Here is a 15,288-nt window from a genome sequence, read left to right on the forward strand (position 1 = left end):
CTTAAGCTGTCTTTTTTATGGCAACAGGCACGGATCAAGAAGAACAACTCACCGCGACTTCTTCACCAAATGGCGGTAATAGGTCATTTTCCTGTTCAATATCCGGCTGGCGTGTAAAAGGCGTTGCCAGTAATTGGTACAGCCGTTCGACTTCGCTAAAGTCATCCTGCTCGGCCTTTTCAATGGCCCGCTGCGCCATATGGTTGCGCAGAATATACACCGGATTATTGTCCTGCATTAATGCTGCGCGATTGGCAACAGGGTGTTCGCCAATTACCTGCTGGTAGCGTTTAATAAACTGGTCAAAGGCTGCCACATCAATACAGTCATCACGCAATGCCTGCCAGTCTTTGTCATCGATCAGACGTCTAAAGCTAGTGGTGTAGTCCAGTTTTTCGTTTTGCAGAAGCCGTAAAAAGTCCATGCCAGTTTCAAAAGCTTGCGGATGTTCGGCGTCAATGCCCAGTTTTTTGGCCATGCCTTCACTGTAGTGGTGCAAAAATGCCGGTTCAAACTCACCCAGTACAGCCTGCAAGTCTTCCTTGTCCAGACCCAGTGGCAACAGTTGGCCCAGCCAAACCCATAAGTTCCAGTGTGCCATACTGGGCTGGTTCTGGTAGGTATATCGTCCGCCATGGTCGGAATGGTTGTTAATCCATGCCGGGTTAAAGCGCTCCAGAAAGCCAAATGGCCCAAAATCCAGTGTGCTTCCAGTAATGGACAAATTGTCAGTATTCATCACGCCATGCGCGAAACCCACCAGTTGCCAGTCTGCAATGGTCTTTGCCGTGCGCTGAATAACTGATTTGGCAAAGCACAGCACGCGGTTGGAGCCAGTACTTTCCGCTTCGGCATTGCATTCCGGGTAGTACCAGTCAATCATTTTGCTGGTAAATTCCTGAAGTAACTCTGGCTGGTACTGGTTAATCCATTCAAAATGCCCTAGCCGTACATGGCAATCAGCCACACGAAGCAAACAGGCACCACGTTCCAGTTGTTCCCGCTGCACCGGCATTTTTGAGCTAACAAACCCCAGTGCATTGGACGATGCTACTCCTAAATTGCTGAGTGCATGGCCTGCCAGATATTCGCGGATAACCGAGCGTAGAACAGCACGACCATCACCCATACGGGAGTAGGGCGTAAGGCCAGCACCTTTTAAATGCAAATCCTGTAACTGGCCATTCATGTCAATCACTTGTGCCATGAGTAGCCCACGGCCATCACCCAGTTGTCCAGCCCAGTGCCCAAACTGGTGCCCGGCATAAGCCATGGCCAGCGGATCAAAACCTTCTGGTACTGATTGGCCTGCCAGAATGCTGACCCAATCAGTACTTTCCGGCCAGTTTAGTTGCCGGGCCACCTGTGAATTAAAATGACCTGCTATGGGCTGTTGCAGCGGGGAAGGTGGCTGACGATGAAACAGCTTTTCATCTAGTGTGGCATAGCGATTATCGATCTGCACAATCAGACTCTGAAAACAGTAAATTAAAATAAGTGTAAAGGATTCCAGAAAATAAAGTGCTAAAACTCTATGGGTTTTTCATTGCAATTTTTTGCCCACAATTTTTTAAATGGCTAGCCAGTTCAAAAACCAACGGCTGAATCTGACCAGCAGCATTGTCAGCCGCGTAAAAACCAGCATGATGAAGGCTTATTACCACGTAGAGCACAAGTTATGTTTATGCTGGCACAAATACTGATTGGATTAATTGGTTTACTGCATGTTTATTTTATGGTGCTGGAAATGTTTTTGTGGGACAAGCCACTGGGCTTAAAAGCGTTTGGCAATACACCTGAAAAAGCCGCCTTAACCAAAGTGCTGGCACAAAATCAGGGCTTGTATAATGGCTTTCTGGCCGCTGGATTATTTTGGGCCTTAACCCTGCAAGGCAGTTTTCTGCTTCAGGTGGCAAGCTTCTTTTTACTCTGTATTGTGGTGGCCGGTATTTTTGGTGCATTCACAGCCAGCCGCAAAATTCTGTATATTCAGGCCATGCCCGCCGCAATTGCGCTTATTGCCTTATATGTGGCGATGTAAGCTAAACAGACAACAAAAATCCCGCCGAAGCGGGATAATTTAAAATCTTATAAGTTGCAATACCAGACCAAGCTATTAAACCGGATTGGCGTGGCGGCGAATGCAACGCTTGAGGTTTAACATCATGGTTTCCATACGGGCACTGTGCTCAAGCATACGTTGCTCAACCAGTTGGAATTCTGTTTTCAGGCGTAGGTCAGCCTGATGAATTTTTTCGGCAACAGCCGCTTTTTTGGCTTCAATGCTTTGTTCCTTGAGTTTGGCCCAGTCATTTAGGGTGGCGCTAAAGGCTTCATATTCCTGTGCAATTTTCTGGCGCATTTGTACGATGTCTTCATGCATGTCATGGCCGTAAGTGGCAAGGTGCTTTTCAGCCCGCTTGAACTTCATGGCAACTTCTGCTTTACGAATGGTAAATGCTGGAATGCGTTTCAGGTTGCGGGTCAGGCCAACCTTGGACAAGCCCAAAATCAGCCATTTGGTTGGGTCAAACTGCCACCATTTTACGCCATTGCGATAGTCATACTGGAAAATATGATGAAAGTTATGATAGCCCTCACCCCAGGTAAACAGGGCCAGCCAGAAATTGTCACGGGCTGTATTTTCATCAGTATACGGCTGGTTACCAAACATATGGCATAGCGAATTAATGAAGAAAGTCACATGGTGATTGGCAATCAGGCGCAACAGGCCAGCCAGCAGCACCACGCCCCACAGGTCACCCACCATCAGGCCCAGTGCAACCGGAAAGCCAATGTTGGTAAGAATAACCAGGGGAATGTAATAGCGATCCTGAAACATCACCATTTTGTCTTTTAGCAGGTCTGGGGCATTTTTATAGTCGGGTGTACCGCTGGAATAATCGCGCAGCATCCAGCCAATGTGTGAATACCAGAACCCACGCTTGGCAGAGTAGGGGTCTTTATCAACATGATCCACGTGGCGGTGGTGAGTACGGTGCCCTGATGCCCAAAACAGGATGGTATTCTGGATGGCCAGCGTGCCACCCAGCATCAGTATAAAACGCACAGGCCATGCTGCTTCATAGGCACGGTGTGCCCACAGGCGATGGTAGCCCGCAGTAATGCCAAGGCCGCTCCATGCGAAAAACACAACAAAGCTGACCCAGGCTGCCACGGAAAAATCATGATTCCAGGCATACCATGGAATTAAAATTAAGGCGGCCAAGGGCGTACCCAGCAACACAATCACTGCAGGCCAGTTAATGGGAGGACGAGCAGGAGAGGAATTCATGTCCAATAAAGCTCCGCAACAAAACAGATAAGAGGGGAATACAAGGCAGGAAAGGAGAGCTCACTATAATTAAGCAATTAAGTGTGCAGTTTATAGTCATCATAACATGGCGTACACATGTTCACTAGTCAAACAATACCAATTTGCAGGATTTTTCTGCAAGTCGGATTTTAGCATTTAACCAATTGAAATTTATTGAAAAGGAGACAATATGCCTAGCGCATTACAACAACAAGATCACTGGTTAAATTGTCCGACCAGATTGAGCTGGCTAAAACTTGTGTTATTAAGCAGTAGCTTAGCAATTACAGCCTGCCAGTCAACCACTTCGCAGAAAATTGTAACTCAAAAAGTAGCTACTTCGGCAACTGCCCAGACTGCATCGGCCAACCAAAATACCGGCAATCCAGCTACTTACCGGCCGCTTACGGTTAAGGTGGCAGGTATTCCTGGCCTGACTGACCTGAGATGGGATCTGGTTTCTATTAACAGTAAAAATCCCCAGCCGTTTATCAATCGGCCTTATTTATTTTTACAATCCACAGCCAAAGCAGTTTCGGGATCTACTGGCTGCAATGCCCTAAGTGGCAAATATGAATCCGGTGATTTAAAAAGTCTTAAGATTCAGGCGCTGGCAGGGCATATGACCTGCGACGATGCGCTGGCACAGGAAGCCGAGATTATGGATGTGCTGGGTCGTGTAAACCGTTACCAGTTGCAGCACAATATGCTGTACTTATATGACCAGAATGGGGGCTTGCTGCTCACTGCACGCGCAAGCCAGTAATGAGGTTTTAGCCTGATTTAGATTTATAAGGTACAGCCTTCAATGCGGGCGGCCAGCATTTGACTGGGCACATCAGTGATTAGTCCATCAATTTTCCAGCTGGCCAGTTGCCGGGCACGTGCCACATTATTGACAGTCCAGACGCTGCACCGCAGTTGTTCAAAATGGATTTTTTCAATTAAATCCTGCGTGGCAAAGCTGTCCCTCAAGCCAATACGGCAACAGCCCAGTTGCTTGGCAATAGGAATAATTGCATCACCCAGCGGGATTTCTACCAATAAGCCTCGCTGAAAACTGGAATTCAGGCTTTTAAAAGCTTCCAGCACTTTTAGGTCAAAGGATGTAAAGGTTACCCGACCTTGCCAGCCGTCCAGTGCCTGATGCAATTGATGTGCTATTAACTGTGCCTGTCGCTCGTCATTGACTGCCTTGATTTCCACTTCAATATGTTCAAAGTGCTTAATCAGCTCCAACACTTCACTTAAAAGCGGTGTTGGCTCTGCCTGTGGCCAGCTATCCCAGCCCACCCGGTTATCGGTATGCACCAGCTGAAAACTACTGGTCATGGCAATGGTTTGGTCAAGGCCGGTAGTTCGCAAAAAGTTATCGTCATGAATGACCACCAGTTGCTGATCCTGCAATAGCCGCACGTCAAATTCCACTGCTTTAAGGCCCAGCGCAATAATGTGCTTAAACCCGCCAAGGGTGTTTTCCGGCGCTTCGTTCCGTGCCCCGCGATGACCAATCAAGCGCATATTTATCCTTAAGATCTGTATGGCAATATAAGTGTAATGACCGCAGTGTGACTTAAAAATTAGCGTTCATTATGAAAAACAGGCTAAATAATCAAAGCAGGGCCATAATCAAAGCAGATTGCATCATAAAATTATTCACTTTTGACCCATAGTACTTCTGTACCGCCATCTTCACGGCTGATGTGGCGCGCGGCTACAAACAGCCAGTCTGACAAGCGATTGAGATATTGCAGCGCTAGCGGCGAAATGTTGTCCTCACGCTGGCTTAAGCTATATACATGGCGTTCGGCGCGGCGGCAAATACTGCGGGCGGCATGCGCATAAGATACCGCCAGTGAACCGGCAGGCAAAATAAAGTCCTTAAGCATGGGTAGTGCTTCATTCATGTGATCCAACTCCTGTTCAAGTCTCTGGATGCTGTGTTCCTTGACCAGAATAAAATTGGGAATGCACAGTTCGCCACCCAGATCAAACAGTTCATGCTGAATACGGCTTAAGTTGCTATCCAGATCATGTGGAACAGGGGAAGACACGGCCGCCAGTTGGGCCCGCAATACGCCTATAAAACTGTTGAGTTCATCTACGGTGCCATAGGCTTCTACCCGTAGGTCATCCTTGGGCACACGGCTTCCATCGCCAAGGCCGGTACTGCCATCATCACCTGTTTTTGTGTAAATCTTGCTTAAACGATGTCCCATAATTGAGGTCCCAAGTACATGCCAGAAAGGTTTGAAAAAATGATAGTCATTAAACAGGCTATATTGCAAAAAATAAAGCTCCTGCCTTGAACAAGCAGAAGCTTTATAGAGGGGTGTGCTTAACTGATTAGTAGCTTAAGGTAATACCCGCAGTAGCTAGGCGTGGTGCAGCAATATAATACTCGGCACCTGTAGCGCTGGTATTATACAGTGCGGTTTTGTAGGTTTTATCGCCAATGTTTTGAATGTTGGCAAACACACGCACATTGGGATTGTATTGATAAAATGCATTCAGGTTAGCCGTTACAAAGCCCGGAGTCGGGTTTTGTGGGCTGTAGTCTTTGGCACGACTTTTAGCCACTAGACTGGCACTGACACCATATACGCTATTATCCCAACCCGATGTCAGCGTGGCAGTCTGGCGTGGACGACGGGTTAACTCTTTATTGGTGGTTTCATTTTTGGGTTGTACATAGGCATACTCCAGCTTGCTAAACCAGCCATCCTGTGCCCAATTTAAGCCCACTTCGCCACCGGTCAGTTTGGCTTTTTGAATATTTTCCAGTTTGAAGCTGCTGTTGTAACCAATCAGGTCTTTAACCCGGGTTTGATAAACAGAGGCATAGGTACTTAAACCATAGACCAGATTTTGATCAATGCCCAATTCATAGGAGATACTTTCTTCCGGGGTCAGATCTGGGTTGGCACTTGAACCACCATATAGCTGGTTAGCATCCGGGGCATGAAATGCCGTGCCAATATTGGCATACACACTGGTCAGCGGTGCAATCTGAATGCGGCCGGCCAGCTGGCCAACGGTATGCGTGCCGTATTTGTCATCATCTTCAACGCGAATGCCAGCCTGAGTACTTACGCCATTGGCCTGATACTGGTGTTGCAGGTAGTAGCCGGTGGTTTTTAACTTTTCGTTGTAACGGGTATCGCCCCATGACGCTTCAGTCAGATAGTCTGCATCGGTTTGGCGATGTGTGGCACCCAGCAACACATTTTGGCCCTGAACGAAATTCCAGGCCAGGTTGAGGTCGGTTTCCCGGTGTTTGGTGTGGGCATAATCATTGGAATTAGTCTGATCCAGCTCATCCTTATATTCGGAAAAACGGGCATTGGCCTTAATATCAGAATTGATATTGTAGCTTCCCTTAAGGTTAAGCAGCCGGTTGGAAAAATCCTGATTTCCGGTTAAAAAGGGGTTGTATTCAACATTACCCTGATTTTCTTCCAACTGGGCAGAAACAGCATATAAGGCGTTTTCAATTCCACCTTTAACGCTATAACCAGTCTGGTCGTAGCCCGCATCTTTGGCACCGGGCGTATTGGTTACCGCTGAGCCATCAGTTTCCAGACGCTGGCCACGAATTTGCATATATGCATCATTTTGTACTAGATCAGCACCTACAATGGCTTTGTAGGTATCCAGTTCGCCGCCTTCTAAGGTGGTAAACAGCTTTTGGGTTTTTGGTGCTTCGCTAATCAGCTGAATCACACCGCCAATGGCATCAGAACCATACTGTACAGAAGCAGGGCCTTTTAATACTTCAATGCGGGAAACACCGGTCAGGTCAAACAGGTTAATGTTGGCTGCACTTGAGGTTGCGGTATTACTGCGCATTCCGTCTTTTAAAACCAGGGTGTGATTGGAGTTGGTACCCCGGGTAAAGATCGACGTTTGCTGGCCATAACTTCCAAGTTGCACAATATTTAAGGCTGCTTCACGCTGCAACAGGTGTGGCAGGTCGGTCACTGCGGATTGCTGGATGGTTTGTTCATCAATAACCGAAATTCGGGCAGGAACCTGATCAATAGCTTTAGGTGTCTTGCTGGCAGTCACCACAATCACGGGCAGTGTTGCAGCAGTATTTGCATTAAGAACAGTGGTATCAGCGTAGGCAAAAGAAGCCGATAGAATAGACGCCGTCAGGGCAGACGGTACAAGAATACGGGACATGGCTGTGCTCCAGGACATTCACCCCACGTGAATGTGTCAGGGGTTATAAAAAGCCTTGAGTCGGTATCCAGACTTGTGTTGGGTCGGTGCTGACCTATCTTCAATAACCTTCCCACTTAAACCTTAAGCAGTGGTTGCCACCAACATGTTGCAGTGGTGGCATATTGAACATTAAACACATACTGTTGCGGGGGCAGTGCTGGATTTTCACCAGCTTCCCATTTGTTTTTTAACTAAAACAAACGCTTGTTAGGCACTCAAAGCGCGGGCAGTATAGTAGTGTTGGGAATTTGTTGCAATTTATTAAAAGATCAGTGGTCTGGGTGTTATTTTTAACTTTACATTTTTTATAAAAATTACCTTGCAAAACAACCGGCTATTTTTACACAGCATTAATAAAGTTAGGGCTTAAAGCTGGGTATGCTGTAGCAGCAACATACTTATATTTTTCTACCGCAAAATGAGGTTGAACATGGCAATTGTAAAAAAAGGCTCAGCACACTGGGAAGGCTCCGTTAAAGAAGGACAAGGCACGGTATCGACTGAAACAGGTGCCTTAAAAGAACACCCTTATGGCTTTAAAGCACGTTTTGAAGGCGGAAAAGGCACTAACCCGGAAGAAATTATTGGTGCTGCCCATGCCGCCTGTTTTTCCATGGCTTTTTCCATGATGCTGGGCAACGAAGGCTTTCCACCCGATACCATTGATACCACTGCTGCCGTATCACTGGAAAAAGAAGGCGAAGGGTTTAGTATTACCAAAATCCATCTGGATACGCAGGTGGTTGCATCCGGCATTGATCAGGCGACATTTGACCGCATTGCCCAAAATGCCAAAGAAAACTGTCCGGTGTCCAAACTGCTCAATGCTGAAATTACCATGGATGCCAAACTGACTACTACTTAATGGCGGTCAGTTGTACTCAGCCAATTTTTTAATAGTGGCATGGCTTTGGAAAATGACTGCGTAAGAAACCTATAGGCCTTATTGTTTAAGCGCCGCAGGTGGCAGTCATTTCCTGCTCATTCAGATTTTTTACAGCGTTTGATTTTTGCCACTTCATACTTTTATGGCAAATTGCTTTACAATAGCAACATCGGTAAATTCTGATTTTTGCTGGTTTGTATTTTTATTATTTTCACCAGGTGATGCATGACTGATAAGTTGCCAGTACGCACAAAAATTTGCGGTTTAACCCGTGTTAAAGACGTGCAATGTGCTGTTGCTGCCGGTGCAGATGCCATTGGCCTGGTTTTTTATGCGCCCAGTCCGCGTGCAGTCAGCATCGAAAAAGCCCGGTCTTTGCTGACTGTGGTTACACCTTTTGTTCAGGTGGCTGGCTTGTTTGTGAATGCGACTGTGTCAGAGATTCAACAGGTTTTGGCACAGGTATCACTGGATATTTTGCAATTACATGGTGATGAAACACCCATCCAGTGTGCGGAAATTGGTCAGGCCACTGGCCGCCGCTGGATTAAGGCATTGGCGGTTAAGCCTGATAGCAATATGACCCAACTCATTGAACACTACGTTGCTGCTGGTGCCAGCGGTATTTTGCTGGATGCATGGCACCCCCAATTAAAGGGAGGCACCGGTCAGACTTTTGACTGGAATAGCTGGCCACAGGCGCTTGGGCAAACAGTGCCGCTGATTCTGGCAGGGGGGTTAACCCCGGATAACGTCGCGGATGCCATTGCCCAGACTCATCCTTATGCCGTTGATGTCAGTGGTGGGGTAGAGCAAGAAAAAGGTATTAAAGATCATCAGTTGATCCGACAATTTATGCAAGGAGTCCAACGTGGCTAATGATTTACACAGCAATTCAAATAGCAATCTAAACGACAGCCAGTCTGGCGATACGACCCCTATTAATTATTTTAATTATCCAGACCAGAATGGTCATTTTGGCAAGTTTGGCGGACGTTTTGTGTCCGAAACACTGATGGCTGCATTGCAGGATCTGGAGCAGCTCTACAACCGCATGAAGGATGATCCGGAATTCCTGCGCGAATTTGATCACGACATGGCGCATTATGTGGGTCGTCCAAGCCCGTTGTACCATGCTACGCGCTGGTCTAAGGAGCTGGGTGGCGCGCAAATTTATTTAAAGCGTGAAGACCTGAATCACACGGGCGCGCACAAGGTTAATAACACCATTGGTCAGGCATTGCTGGCCAAGCTGTCCGGTAAAAACCGCATTATTGCTGAAACTGGTGCAGGGCAGCACGGCGTGGCCACGGCAACCATTGCTGCGCGACTAGGCATGGAATGTGTGGTGTACATGGGTGCTGAGGATGTAAAACGTCAGGCCATGAATGTGTATCGCATGCGTTTGCTGGGCGCTACCGTCGTGCCGGTAACCAGTGGTTCCAAAACTTTAAAAGACGCCATGAATGAAGCCATGCGTGACTGGGTGACCAATGTTGACAACACCTATTATGTGATTGGCACCGTGGCTGGCCCGCATCCATATCCGCAACTGGTGCGTGATTTCCAGTCGATTATTGGCCGTGAAGCGCGCCAGCAGATTCTGGACATGACTGGCAAGCTGCCCGATGCGCTAGTGGCTTGCGTGGGCGGCGGCAGTAATGCCATGGGCCTGTTTTATCCATTCCTGAATGATGCAGACGTTAAAATGTACGGCATTGAAGCATCCGGTTTTGGGGTGGAAAGTGGCAAGCATTCTGCACCACTCAATGCCGGGCGGGTTGGCGTGCTGCATGGTAACCGCACTTATTTGATGAGTGATGACGAAGGCCAGATTATTGAAACCCACAGTATTTCTGCCGGTCTTGATTATCCGGGTGTAGGCCCTGAGCACAGCTTCCTAAAAGACATGAAGCGTGTGCAGTATGAGCCGATTAGTGATGATGAAGCCTTGCGTGGTTTCCGGGACCTCACCCGGATTGAAGGCATTATTCCGGCACTGGAAAGCTCGCATGCCATGGCTTATGTAACTAAGCTGGCGCCAACAATGAGTCCTGAGCAAAGCATTATTGTTTGCCTGTCTGGCCGTGGTGACAAGGACTTGATGACGGTTGCCAAAATAGATGGCATGGAAATCGTTTAGTCAGGCGTGCTTAATCCGTAGCCATGACCGGACTATAAAATGACAGGGCCAAATCAATGCTATATGCCGTAATGCTTGGCGGTAAACATCCAAAAGCCCACATTGAGGTGCATGATGTGGTGTTTGCGGTTGGGGATTCACTACAAGCCTTATATCCACAGCTTAAGCAGCAATGGTTTGGCCTTGCCAAAGGGCTGCATGTTGATGCCTGGATGGCGATTGATGGTATTGAACAGTATCAGGTGCAATTAAGTCCGGTTGCCCCGCAGCCGGATGCCCTACGCTTGTATTTCATTAATCTGGGTGGTTATTTACCGGATGAGTTTGGCGAGGCACATCGCTATGTGCTAATTGTTGCGCACAGCAAAATGCAGGCACGCCGCAGGGCACGTAAATATACTTTAAAGCAATGGCAACAGCCGCATGTTGATGCCGTGCTGGATGTGGATGACTGTGTACTGATTGATCAGGTAGGAGGTCATTTTGTGCATCTGGTCGAAGGTAGCCATCAGGGGGTAAAGTTTGAGAATTGCTATCTGGTGATTACTTAAAATTCCCCAAGTTTATTTCTAAAAGTTCTTTTTATGAGATTCATCATTATAAATATACCAGTAAAAATGATGATACAAGCAATTAATAATGTCCATTCCCATTGTGGTTCAAAGCATGAATAATCTCTGTAAGAGTTGCAGATCTTGTAATAAATTGGACTATTGAAACGAGTAGATTGGAAAATTTTAAAAGAAAAATACAGTATAAAAAGGCCAGCTATGAGCCAAAAACTTATTAATAAGTAAGTTATAAAAGTAATCAAAAAATTAAACGATTGTTTCATCATTTTTAAATAGTGTAATAAAGATAAGGTAACAAGAATTTTATTACCTTATCATTGAAATGGCGATTACTTCCCGGCTTGCCACAAGGCTTCACCAGCCTGAATTGGGTCACCAGTCTTTTCCAGCGTTTCTACCCAAACCGGATACTGCGCCAGTACCGGATGCTGGCTAGGGTGAAAGTCGCGCTTATACCAGTCCATGTAGGGTTTTTTCATTGAGGACAAAATGCCCTTTTTGCCAAATAGCCATGGCATGCCTTGAGCAAACATTTTAATGCGTTCGCGCTTATTAAAACCGTCAGCTTTTAACATGATATTGGTGCGATACAGGGTAAACCCATACATCATCACGCTGGTTAATGCCAAGGCGCGTGCGCGTACGGCATAAGGAACCTTGGCTACATTTTGCATCACATCAAAGGCCACATCGCGATGTTCCATTTCTTCAATGGCATGCCATGCATACAGGGCGCGTACATAGGGGTCAACCTCGGCCAGCGTTTCCTTTTGGGCATAAAAACATTCTGCCATTAACGCCGTTAAGTGCTCACTGGCGGCTGTAATGGCAATATTAATTTCAGGGCTTTTGTGCTTGAGCCAGTAATCAAAGCGCGATTTCATTTCACCAATCATGGCATCAACCGGCATGCCCTGATCAATGAGAATCTGGTTCATTTTGTCATGGGCAATGCCATGTTGCGCTTCCTGCAAAATAAAGTCTTTGACCTTGGCTTGCAATTCCGGATCAGTAATCTGGTCGCGGTACAGACGCACGCTGCTAATAAAATAGCGTTCGCCATCTGGAAAGGTCAGGCTTAAGGCATCAAACACGCGGGTTTTAAACGGATGGCCACCAAACCAGAAACGTGGCATGTGCTGTTCAAGCTGAAAGTCCAGATTTTTTCGAACCTGCATATCAGCAGAGTATTGTACGTTTAATGGCGCATTCATTCTAATGCTCTCATTTTTCATGTTGATGCATACAGTATTGATTTTTTGTGGTAGAAAGTTTTGACAGCTATCGCCAAATTTTATACAAATCACGCCATGCAAAATACAGCAATCGTTAATAGCAACCAGTTACAGCTCATGGTGCAGTTTATGCAGCAGCGCCAGATTGCGCTGTCTGATGTGTTCGATAACGAGCAACTGGCACTGGTAAGCGCTGCCTGCGCAGGCCAGCAAATCAGTCATGTGCCCGTCTCGCAGTTTGTGTTGCTGCTGGAACAACTGGCTGATTATTTGAAGGAACCCACCATTGGGTTGTCGATTGCACAAGGCATCAACACGGCCAATCTTGGAATTCTGGGCTACTTGCTGCATGCCTGCGAAAATATGGGTGAGGCCTTGTTGCGCCTGCATCGTTATGGCAAGTGGATCAATAATGATATGGAGCAAATGCAGATTATCCAGCAAGGTCATCAGATTGAGTTGCGCTGGCCGCAGCCAAAACCAATAAATGGCATCCTGCATGAAATGGGCATGGCCATCCTGCAACAATTTAGCCTGCAACTGGTTGGGCGACCCTTAAATGTCAATCATGTGCATTTTGCCCATTCACTCAAGGGTGGGCCGGAAAAACTGAAAATCTACGAGCAGTTTTTTGGCTGTCCGGTCCTGTTTGACCAGCCTTATTCGGCATTTAGTTTTCCGGCCCATACCCTGCATATTCCCATTGAAAAACCGGACAAGGCACTGCTGGATATTTTGCAGCAGCAGGCAGAGCAGGCGCTGAAAAGTATGCCTAGCACCGGTGTTTTTCTGCAACAGGCACAGCGCAAACTGATTGAATTGTGCCAGTTGGGCGAACCCACACTGGCCCAGCTGGCGCGGCAATTGCATTTAAGTACCCGTACCCTGCAACGCCGCCTGATGCAGCATGAGGTGAGTTTTCAGCAATTGCTGGATGAGGTGCGTCAGCAGTTGTGTACGCAGTACCTGCATCAGCATGTGCCGTTAAGTGATATTGCACAGTTGCTGGGCTATTCGGATCAGAGTGCCTTTACCCGGGCCTATAAGCGCTGGACGGGCAGTACGCCATTTCAGCAGCGCCGGTTGAAAAATTAGTGCTGCGACAGGAGCGTTAATTAAAGGTATTGAATTAATAACTTGCCAAGAAATAGTGATCTGGTGATTTTTTTTGTCAGGATCATTAGGCTAAAACAGGAAAAGCGACAAAATATATTAAGGACAATAACCCATGAAAAACTTGTTTGAGCACGGCAAGCCCCGTTATGGCCGTTTTAAAGTGGTGCCGCAATGCATTGATATCCATGATTTTCATTATGTATCGCCTTTTAAGCGCCACATTACCGGCCTTGAAAAAAACCTGCGCTTTAAAAGTTTTCAGTTTATTAGCTTGAACAACAGCCAGTATATGGTTGGCTTGGCAGTAGTCGATTTAGGCTGGGTAGGGCATGGTTTTTTTTACTGTCATGACCTGCAAACTGGCAAGGTATTGGAACATTCCTTTTTACAGCCTTTTGGTAAGCACACCCATGTGTGTAATCATCAGGTGGGTAGTTCATCCTTTAAAAAATCCAGCTTTTTAATTGAAATCAAGAAAACCGCGACTGGGCGCTTGGTAAAAGTACGTCGTGGCAAGCACTTGTTGCTCGATGCGACTATTGGTATTAAGGATACAGAACCACTGGTGCTGTGTAGTCCGACTGGCGCATCTGGCTGGACCTACACGCATAAGCAAACCGCGCTATCAGTTACAGGCAGTTTGTATTTTAACCAGCAAGCCATTGACCTGAAAAATCAGCAATTTGTCGCAGCCCTTGATGACACCTGCGGTATTTTGCGTCCGGAAACTGCATGGCACTGGTTGTCACTTTCTGGCATGGATCGTACAGGACAGCGCTTGGGTATTAATTTGGCCAGTGGCGTTAATGAAACCTTTGTGAGTGAAAATTCACTGTGGCTAAATGGCAAAATTTTTGAGCTGCCTGCAGTGCTGTTTGAGCAGCAGGCCAAAAACCAGTGGCGGATCTACAGTGCCGATGGCGGTATTGAACTGAGCATTCAAACGCATTGGCGGCGGCATGAAGCCAAGAATTTTGGTGTAGTCGCCAGCCAGTTTAACCAGTGGGTGAGTACCATATCAGGCACTATTACTTGTCAGGATAGCCGTGTCGACATTGATGCGCAAATGGGTCTGCTGGAGCAGCACTATGCCAAATGGTAACAGCAGGCTATTAGGCGTATAATCTGCCGCCGGATTTTATAAGTATTTTAACAATGACTCAAAGAATTAATGTGGTCGGCACCAGTGCCAGCGGCAAAACAACATTTAGCAAGGCATTGGCACAAAAAATGGCTGTGCCGCATATTGAAATGGATGCCCTGTTTTGGAAATCCGATTGGCAGGAATCGAGTAATGCAGAGTTTTTTGCCAAACTTGAACCGCACTTGCAGGCCAAAAGCTGGGTACTGGATGGCAACTACACCCGTACTACGCATTTAAAATGGCGGCAGGTTGATCTGGTGATCTGGCTGGATTATGGGTTTGGCCGTAATCTGTATCAGTCGGTTAGCCGCACTATTAAACGCCTGATCAGTGGCACAGCACTTTGGGAAGGCACCAACAATGTTGAGAGCTTTCAGCGGGCTTTTTTAAGTGGTGATTCGTCCATTATCTGGTGGATGATCAAAACCCATGGCAAAAACCAGCGCAAATATCAGCAAATGATGGCCAATCCTGAATTTGCTCATATTCAGTTTGTCCGGCTGAAATCACCAAGGCAGGCCAGACAATTTTTACAGCAGTTTAAAATTTGATATTTTTAAATATTTATAGAGTTTTATGACTGTAAAGTTCACTAATAGCTTAAGAAATATTGATTTTTTATTCTAAAAATATAATAAGTTATATTTAT

General features: G+C 46.6%; 15 protein-coding genes and 1 riboswitch. Of the genes, 9 read left to right on the forward strand and 6 right to left on the reverse strand.

The genetic code is table 11. The annotated features are described in order from the left end of the window. Positions 1-34: 34 nt before the first annotated feature. Positions 35-1,465 carry a protein adenylyltransferase SelO gene (locus BKE30_RS03685; RefSeq protein WP_076877300.1) on the reverse strand — a complete coding sequence of 477 codons (1,431 nt, stop codon included), beginning with the start codon at positions 1,463-1,465 and terminating at the stop codon, positions 35-37. Positions 1,466-1,684: 219 nt separating this feature from the next. Between BKE30_RS03685 and BKE30_RS03690 the strand changes: the two genes are divergently transcribed. Continuing rightward, positions 1,685-2,041: a DUF1304 domain-containing protein gene (locus tag BKE30_RS03690; RefSeq protein WP_076877457.1), complete on the forward strand. Its 357-nt coding sequence runs from the start codon at positions 1,685-1,687 to the stop codon at positions 2,039-2,041. 75 nt (positions 2,042-2,116) lie between these two features. Here the strand turns inward: BKE30_RS03690 and BKE30_RS03695 are convergent, their stop codons facing one another. After that, on the reverse strand, positions 2,117-3,295 hold the full coding sequence (locus tag BKE30_RS03695; RefSeq protein WP_076877301.1) for a fatty acid desaturase: 1,179 nt from the start codon (positions 3,293-3,295) through the stop codon (positions 2,117-2,119). A gap of 211 nt (positions 3,296-3,506) precedes the next feature. Between BKE30_RS03695 and BKE30_RS03700 the strand changes: the two genes are divergently transcribed. Then, positions 3,507-4,082, forward strand: coding sequence for an META domain-containing protein (locus tag BKE30_RS03700; RefSeq protein WP_076877302.1), 576 nt, complete (start codon positions 3,507-3,509; stop codon positions 4,080-4,082). Between the two features lie 23 nt (positions 4,083-4,105). Here BKE30_RS03700 and BKE30_RS03705 read toward each other — a convergent pair whose 3' ends face one another. The 3 genes from BKE30_RS03705 to BKE30_RS03715 all read right to left on the reverse strand — a co-directional run bounded on the left by BKE30_RS03705 (position 4,106) and on the right by BKE30_RS03715 (position 7,501). Then, on the reverse strand, positions 4,106-4,837 hold the full coding sequence (locus BKE30_RS03705) for a glycerophosphodiester phosphodiesterase (protein ID WP_076877303.1): 732 nt from the start codon (positions 4,835-4,837) through the stop codon (positions 4,106-4,108). Positions 4,838-4,968: 131 nt separating this feature from the next. Further along, entirely contained in the window at positions 4,969-5,535 is a 567-nt protein-coding gene (locus BKE30_RS03710; protein ID WP_076877304.1) for a cob(I)yrinic acid a,c-diamide adenosyltransferase, read from the reverse strand. A gap of 127 nt (positions 5,536-5,662) precedes the next feature. Then, a complete protein-coding gene (locus tag BKE30_RS03715; RefSeq protein ID WP_076877305.1) occupies positions 5,663-7,501 on the reverse strand; it encodes a TonB-dependent receptor domain-containing protein in 1,839 nt (612 codons plus the stop codon). 41 nt (positions 7,502-7,542) lie between these two features. Next, positions 7,543-7,777, reverse strand: a riboswitch (cobalamin riboswitch). Between the two features lie 196 nt (positions 7,778-7,973). On the opposite strand from BKE30_RS03715, the gene BKE30_RS03720 reads away from it, so the two are divergent. The 4 genes from BKE30_RS03720 to BKE30_RS03735 all read left to right on the forward strand — a co-directional run bounded on the left by BKE30_RS03720 (position 7,974) and on the right by BKE30_RS03735 (position 11,123). Then, entirely contained in the window at positions 7,974-8,408 is a 435-nt protein-coding gene (locus tag BKE30_RS03720; RefSeq protein WP_076877306.1) for an OsmC family protein, read from the forward strand. 246 nt (positions 8,409-8,654) lie between these two features. Further along, positions 8,655-9,308, forward strand: a complete 654-nt coding sequence (locus BKE30_RS03725; protein ID WP_076877307.1) for a phosphoribosylanthranilate isomerase — start codon at positions 8,655-8,657, stop codon at positions 9,306-9,308. Positions 9,309-9,369: 61 nt separating this feature from the next. After that, on the forward strand, positions 9,370-10,572 hold the full coding sequence (gene trpB / locus BKE30_RS03730) for a tryptophan synthase subunit beta (protein WP_076877458.1): 1,203 nt from the start codon (positions 9,370-9,372) through the stop codon (positions 10,570-10,572). Between the two features lie 56 nt (positions 10,573-10,628). Further along, positions 10,629-11,123 carry a DUF1543 domain-containing protein gene (locus BKE30_RS03735; RefSeq protein WP_076877308.1) on the forward strand — a complete coding sequence of 165 codons (495 nt, stop codon included), beginning with the start codon at positions 10,629-10,631 and terminating at the stop codon, positions 11,121-11,123. A gap of 350 nt (positions 11,124-11,473) precedes the next feature. Here BKE30_RS03735 and BKE30_RS03740 read toward each other — a convergent pair whose 3' ends face one another. After that, positions 11,474-12,358 carry a metal-dependent hydrolase gene (locus tag BKE30_RS03740; RefSeq protein WP_076877309.1) on the reverse strand — a complete coding sequence of 295 codons (885 nt, stop codon included), beginning with the start codon at positions 12,356-12,358 and terminating at the stop codon, positions 11,474-11,476. A 96-nt stretch (positions 12,359-12,454) separates the two neighbouring features. Between BKE30_RS03740 and BKE30_RS03745 the strand changes: the two genes are divergently transcribed. The 3 genes from BKE30_RS03745 to BKE30_RS03755 all read left to right on the forward strand — a co-directional run bounded on the left by BKE30_RS03745 (position 12,455) and on the right by BKE30_RS03755 (position 15,190). Continuing rightward, positions 12,455-13,474, forward strand: a complete 1,020-nt coding sequence (locus BKE30_RS03745) for an AraC family transcriptional regulator (RefSeq protein WP_076877310.1) — start codon at positions 12,455-12,457, stop codon at positions 13,472-13,474. Between the two features lie 133 nt (positions 13,475-13,607). Then, positions 13,608-14,597 (forward strand): DUF2804 domain-containing protein, encoded by a 990-nt coding sequence (locus tag BKE30_RS03750; protein WP_076877311.1) that lies wholly within the window; start codon positions 13,608-13,610, stop codon positions 14,595-14,597. A gap of 53 nt (positions 14,598-14,650) precedes the next feature. Next, a complete protein-coding gene (locus BKE30_RS03755) occupies positions 14,651-15,190 on the forward strand; it encodes a P-loop NTPase family protein (RefSeq protein ID WP_076877312.1) in 540 nt (179 codons plus the stop codon). Positions 15,191-15,288 lie beyond the last annotated feature (98 nt).

This window comes from Alkanindiges hydrocarboniclasticus (assembly GCF_001982605.1).
Lineage (GTDB): Bacteria > Pseudomonadota > Gammaproteobacteria > Pseudomonadales > Moraxellaceae > Alkanindiges > Alkanindiges hydrocarboniclasticus.

Coding starts and splice junctions, on each gene's coding strand:
- BKE30_RS03690 (WP_076877457.1), top strand. CDS start 1,685: ATGCTGGCACAAATACTGATTGGATTAATTGGTTTACTGCATGTTTAT.
- BKE30_RS03695 (WP_076877301.1), bottom strand. CDS start 3,295: ATGAATTCCTCTCCTGCTCGTCCTCCCATTAACTGGCCTGCAGTGATT.
- BKE30_RS03700 (WP_076877302.1), top strand. CDS start 3,507: ATGCCTAGCGCATTACAACAACAAGATCACTGGTTAAATTGTCCGACC.
- BKE30_RS03705 (WP_076877303.1), bottom strand. CDS start 4,837: ATGCGCTTGATTGGTCATCGCGGGGCACGGAACGAAGCGCCGGAAAAC.
- BKE30_RS03710 (WP_076877304.1), bottom strand. CDS start 5,535: ATGGGACATCGTTTAAGCAAGATTTACACAAAAACAGGTGATGATGGC.
- BKE30_RS03715 (WP_076877305.1), bottom strand. CDS start 7,501: ATGTCCCGTATTCTTGTACCGTCTGCCCTGACGGCGTCTATTCTATCG.
- BKE30_RS03720 (WP_076877306.1), top strand. CDS start 7,974: ATGGCAATTGTAAAAAAAGGCTCAGCACACTGGGAAGGCTCCGTTAAA.
- BKE30_RS03725 (WP_076877307.1), top strand. CDS start 8,655: ATGACTGATAAGTTGCCAGTACGCACAAAAATTTGCGGTTTAACCCGT.
- BKE30_RS03735 (WP_076877308.1), top strand. CDS start 10,629: ATGCTATATGCCGTAATGCTTGGCGGTAAACATCCAAAAGCCCACATT.
- BKE30_RS03740 (WP_076877309.1), bottom strand. CDS start 12,358: ATGAATGCGCCATTAAACGTACAATACTCTGCTGATATGCAGGTTCGA.
- BKE30_RS03745 (WP_076877310.1), top strand. CDS start 12,455: ATGCAAAATACAGCAATCGTTAATAGCAACCAGTTACAGCTCATGGTG.
- BKE30_RS03750 (WP_076877311.1), top strand. CDS start 13,608: ATGAAAAACTTGTTTGAGCACGGCAAGCCCCGTTATGGCCGTTTTAAA.
- BKE30_RS03755 (WP_076877312.1), top strand. CDS start 14,651: ATGACTCAAAGAATTAATGTGGTCGGCACCAGTGCCAGCGGCAAAACA.